Source organism: Streptomyces alboflavus (assembly GCF_000716675.1).
GTDB lineage: Bacteria > Actinomycetota > Actinomycetes > Streptomycetales > Streptomycetaceae > Streptomyces > Streptomyces alboflavus.
Window position 1 is genome coordinate 1 of record NZ_JNXT01000128.1, and the last position, 3,344, is coordinate 3,344.

Genomic DNA, 3,344 nt, shown 5'->3' on the forward strand with positions numbered 1-3,344 from the left:
TGTTGGACGACATTCACCATGCCTACGTCTGCGACAGCTTGGGCACCTTGATCACGACATGGTCGGTTTGCGTGCCTGCCGACGAGCGGGTGCAGATTTAGGGCGGCACCTTGCCGACGAAGGGCGCGTGAGAAGGCCCTCCCGGGTCGGTGCTTGCGGCGTGAACCGGGAGGGCCGTGAAGCGCGCGGAGGCGCTGGTGCTCACGGTAGAGGCCGATCCGGCTCGGGTTGAACGCCGTCTCGTACAGAGAGAGTTGGAGTGCCCTGGGTGTGGGGGTGTGCTGCGGCCGTGGGGCTGGGCACGGGCTCGGGTTCTGCGGGACGGGGCGCGACTGGTCCGGGTGCGGCCTCGGCGGACGTGCTGCTCAGGCTGCGGTGTCTCGCATGTCCTTCTCCCGGTGTTCGCGCTGGTCAGGCGGGCGGATGTGGTGGATGTGATCGGGGCGGCGCTGGCCGCGAAGGCGGCTGGGGAGGGGGCCCGGACGATCGCGGCCCGGCTGGGTCGGTCGGTGGAGACGGTGCGGGGCTGGCTGCGCCGGTTCGCCGCCCGGCAGGAGACGGTCCGACACGTCTTCACCGGGGTGCTGGTCGGGTTCGGGGTTGACCCGGCGGCACCGGAAGGAGCCCGCAGCGCGTTCGCGGACGCCGTCCAGGCCGTCGCGGGCGCCTGGTGGGCGCTGTCCTCGCGCTGGCCGCAGGTCGGCAAGGTGTCGTGCTGGTGGGCGGCGGGCGCGGTGACGGGCGGGATATTGCTGGCCCCCGGATGGGATCCCCGCACCGCGGAAACGATCAACACGAGTCGCCCCTGACGCCACGCCGAAGATCAGTGTCACCGTCACGCGTGTGTATTCACGCAGGTGAAGGCAGGTGATCCGATGGGTGATGCCTCGGATGAGAAGACCCGGCTGGAACGGGCCCAGGCCATCGGGCTGTTCCGCTACATGCTGATCAGGGAGGCCGCCGACCCCACACTCGGACGGCGGGAACGCGGAGCGCTGGTCCGGCAGCTGGCCGCCATGACGCACGTCGATCCGGACGGGCGGCCCATCCGGATCTCGCGCTGGACGCTTGACCGGTGGGTCACCGACTGGCGCCGGGGCGGCTTCGACGCACTCGTTCCCTCCCCGCGCCAGTCCCGGCCCCGCACTCCGCAGGAGATCCGGGACCTGATCTCCGCTCTGAAGAAGGAGAATCCCTCCCGGTCGGCCGCGCAGATCGGCCGGATCATCGCCGCCCAGCGCGGCTGGACACCGGACGACCGGACCATCCAGCGGTACATCGTCCGCGAGGGCCTGGACTCGCTGACCGGACCGCTCCAGCCGGCCGTCTTCGGCCGGTTCGAGGCGGACGAGCCCAACGAGTTGTGGACCGGTGACGCCCTGCACGGGCCGATGGTCGAGGGCCGCAAGACGTTCCTGTTCGCGTTCGTCGACGACCACTCCCGCGCGGTGATGGGCCACCGCTGGGGCTTCGCCGAGGACACCGTCCGCCTGGCCGCGGCCCTGCGGCCCGCGCTTGCCGCCCGCGGGATCCCCCGCCACATCTACGTCGACAACGGCTCCGCCTTCGTCGACTCGTGGCTGTTGCGGGCCTGCGCCAAACTCGGCGTCAAGCTAGTCCACTCCGCTCCGGGACGCCCGCAGGGCCGGGGAAAGATCGAACGGTTCTTCCGCACCGTCAACGGCGAGTTCGTCGTCGAGATCGCCTCCGGCGACGGCCAGCCCGGCCGGAAGATCGACAGCCTGCTGGAGATGAACCGGCTGTTCACCGCCTGGGTCGAGAACGTCTACCACCGCCGCATCCACACCGAGACCGGCGCCGCACCCCTGGGACGCTGGATGTCCCACGGCGTCTTCCCCACCCCGGCCCCGGCCGATCTGACCGAAGCCTTCCGCTGGTCCGAACACCGCACCGTGTCCAAGACCGCACTGGTGTCCCTGCACGGCAACCGCTACCAGGTCGACCCACTGCTGGTCGGACAGAAAGTCGAGCTCGTCTTCGATCCCTTCGACCTGACCTACCTGCGTGTCCGCCACCAGGGTGAGGACGTCGGACGGGCCCTTCCCTACCAGGTCAGCCGTCATTCCCACCCCAAGGCCCGTCCCGAGACCCCGGCCGAAGAACCCCGCCCGGCCACCGGCATCGACTACCTCGGCCTGATCGATGCCGCCCACACCCACACCCTGGCTGACAAGGTCAACTACGCGTCTCTCCACCCCGACCAACCCAGCGACGGACCTCATGAGCGCGGATGAATGGGCCGTGTTCCTACAGGCCCTGGCCGACCACTTCGGCGAGGACGCTGCCGTCGACTGGGCCATCGCCAGCCTGGAGCTGGCCGCCAAGCACCTGAACGCCCCCGCAGACAACAACGCACCACCGCACCACGGAGGACACACGTGATCGACAAGCTCCAGGCCCACTACGGCTTCAGCCGCATGCCCTTCGGCCGCGACCTCGCTCCCGGCATGCTCCACCGCCACAGCAGCCACAACGAAGCCGTCGCCCGCATCACCTGGTGCATCTCAGAGCGGTCCATCGGTGTCGTCACCGGCGAGGTCGGTGCGGGCAAGACCGTCTCGATCCGCACCGTCCTGCACGGCATCGACCCCTCCAAACACACCGTGATCTACCTGCCCAACCCGATGATCGGCGTCCGCGGCATCCACGAGGCGATCGTTACCGCCTTCGGCCAACAGCCCTCCCACCTCGGCTCCCGTCTGACCGCCCAGACCGGACTGGCCCTGGCCGCCGAACGCGAGGAACGCGGACGCACCCCCGTCCTGGTCATCGACGAGGCCCACCTGCTGGGCTACGAGCAGCTCGAAGCCATCCGCATGCTCACCAACCAGGCCATGGACCAGGACTCGCCCCTGGCCTGCCTGCTGGTCGGACAGCCCACCCTCCGGCGGACCATGAAACTCGCCGTCCTGGCCGCTCTCGAACAACGCACCGCCCTGCGCTACACGATGCCGGGCATGACCAAGACGGAAACCGCCAGCTACATCAAGCACCACCTCGGCCTCGCCGGACGCAGCGACCAGCTCTTCACCGACGACGCCGTCACGCTCATCCACACCACCAGCCGGGGCTTCCCCCGCGCGGTCAACAACCTCTGCCTCCAGGCCCTGGTCGCCACATTCGCCAGCGGCAAGAGCCTCGTCGACGAGAAAGCCGCTCAGTCCGCTGTCACCGAAGTCCTCGACTGACCCCGACACCTTGCCGACCCACGCGACACCTCACCGACAACTGCCCCGCAGGGACCGCCCCTGCGGGGCAGTCCGCTTCTCAACCATCGGCACCCTGAATGCCCCACCCGTGAGCATGATCAGTGCCGCCTAACA

Annotated in this window: 4 protein-coding genes; all 4 read left to right on the top strand. The window is 69.3% G+C overall.

Annotated features, from left to right (window positions below; all coding sequences use genetic code 11):
* Positions 1–398: 398 nt before the first annotated feature.
* The 4 genes from OO63_RS40970 to OO63_RS40980 all read left to right on the top strand — a co-directional run bounded on the left by OO63_RS40970 (position 399) and on the right by OO63_RS40980 (position 3,209).
* A complete protein-coding gene (locus OO63_RS40970; RefSeq protein WP_199819566.1) occupies positions 399–809 on the top strand; it encodes a helix-turn-helix domain-containing protein in 411 nt (136 codons plus the stop codon).
* Between the two features lie 66 nt (positions 810–875).
* Positions 876–2,255, top strand: a complete 1,380-nt coding sequence (locus tag OO63_RS40975) for a DDE-type integrase/transposase/recombinase (RefSeq protein WP_051811811.1) — start codon at positions 876–878, stop codon at positions 2,253–2,255.
* Complete coding sequence (locus tag OO63_RS45805) at positions 2,242–2,403, top strand: hypothetical protein (protein ID WP_157854140.1); 162 nt, start codon at positions 2,242–2,244, stop codon at positions 2,401–2,403. Before OO63_RS40975 ends, OO63_RS45805 begins: the two co-directional genes overlap by 14 nt.
* A complete protein-coding gene (locus tag OO63_RS40980) occupies positions 2,400–3,209 on the top strand; it encodes an ExeA family protein (protein WP_030363687.1) in 810 nt (269 codons plus the stop codon). Before OO63_RS45805 ends, OO63_RS40980 begins: the two co-directional genes overlap by 4 nt.
* The last annotated feature ends 135 nt before the right edge of the window (positions 3,210–3,344 follow it).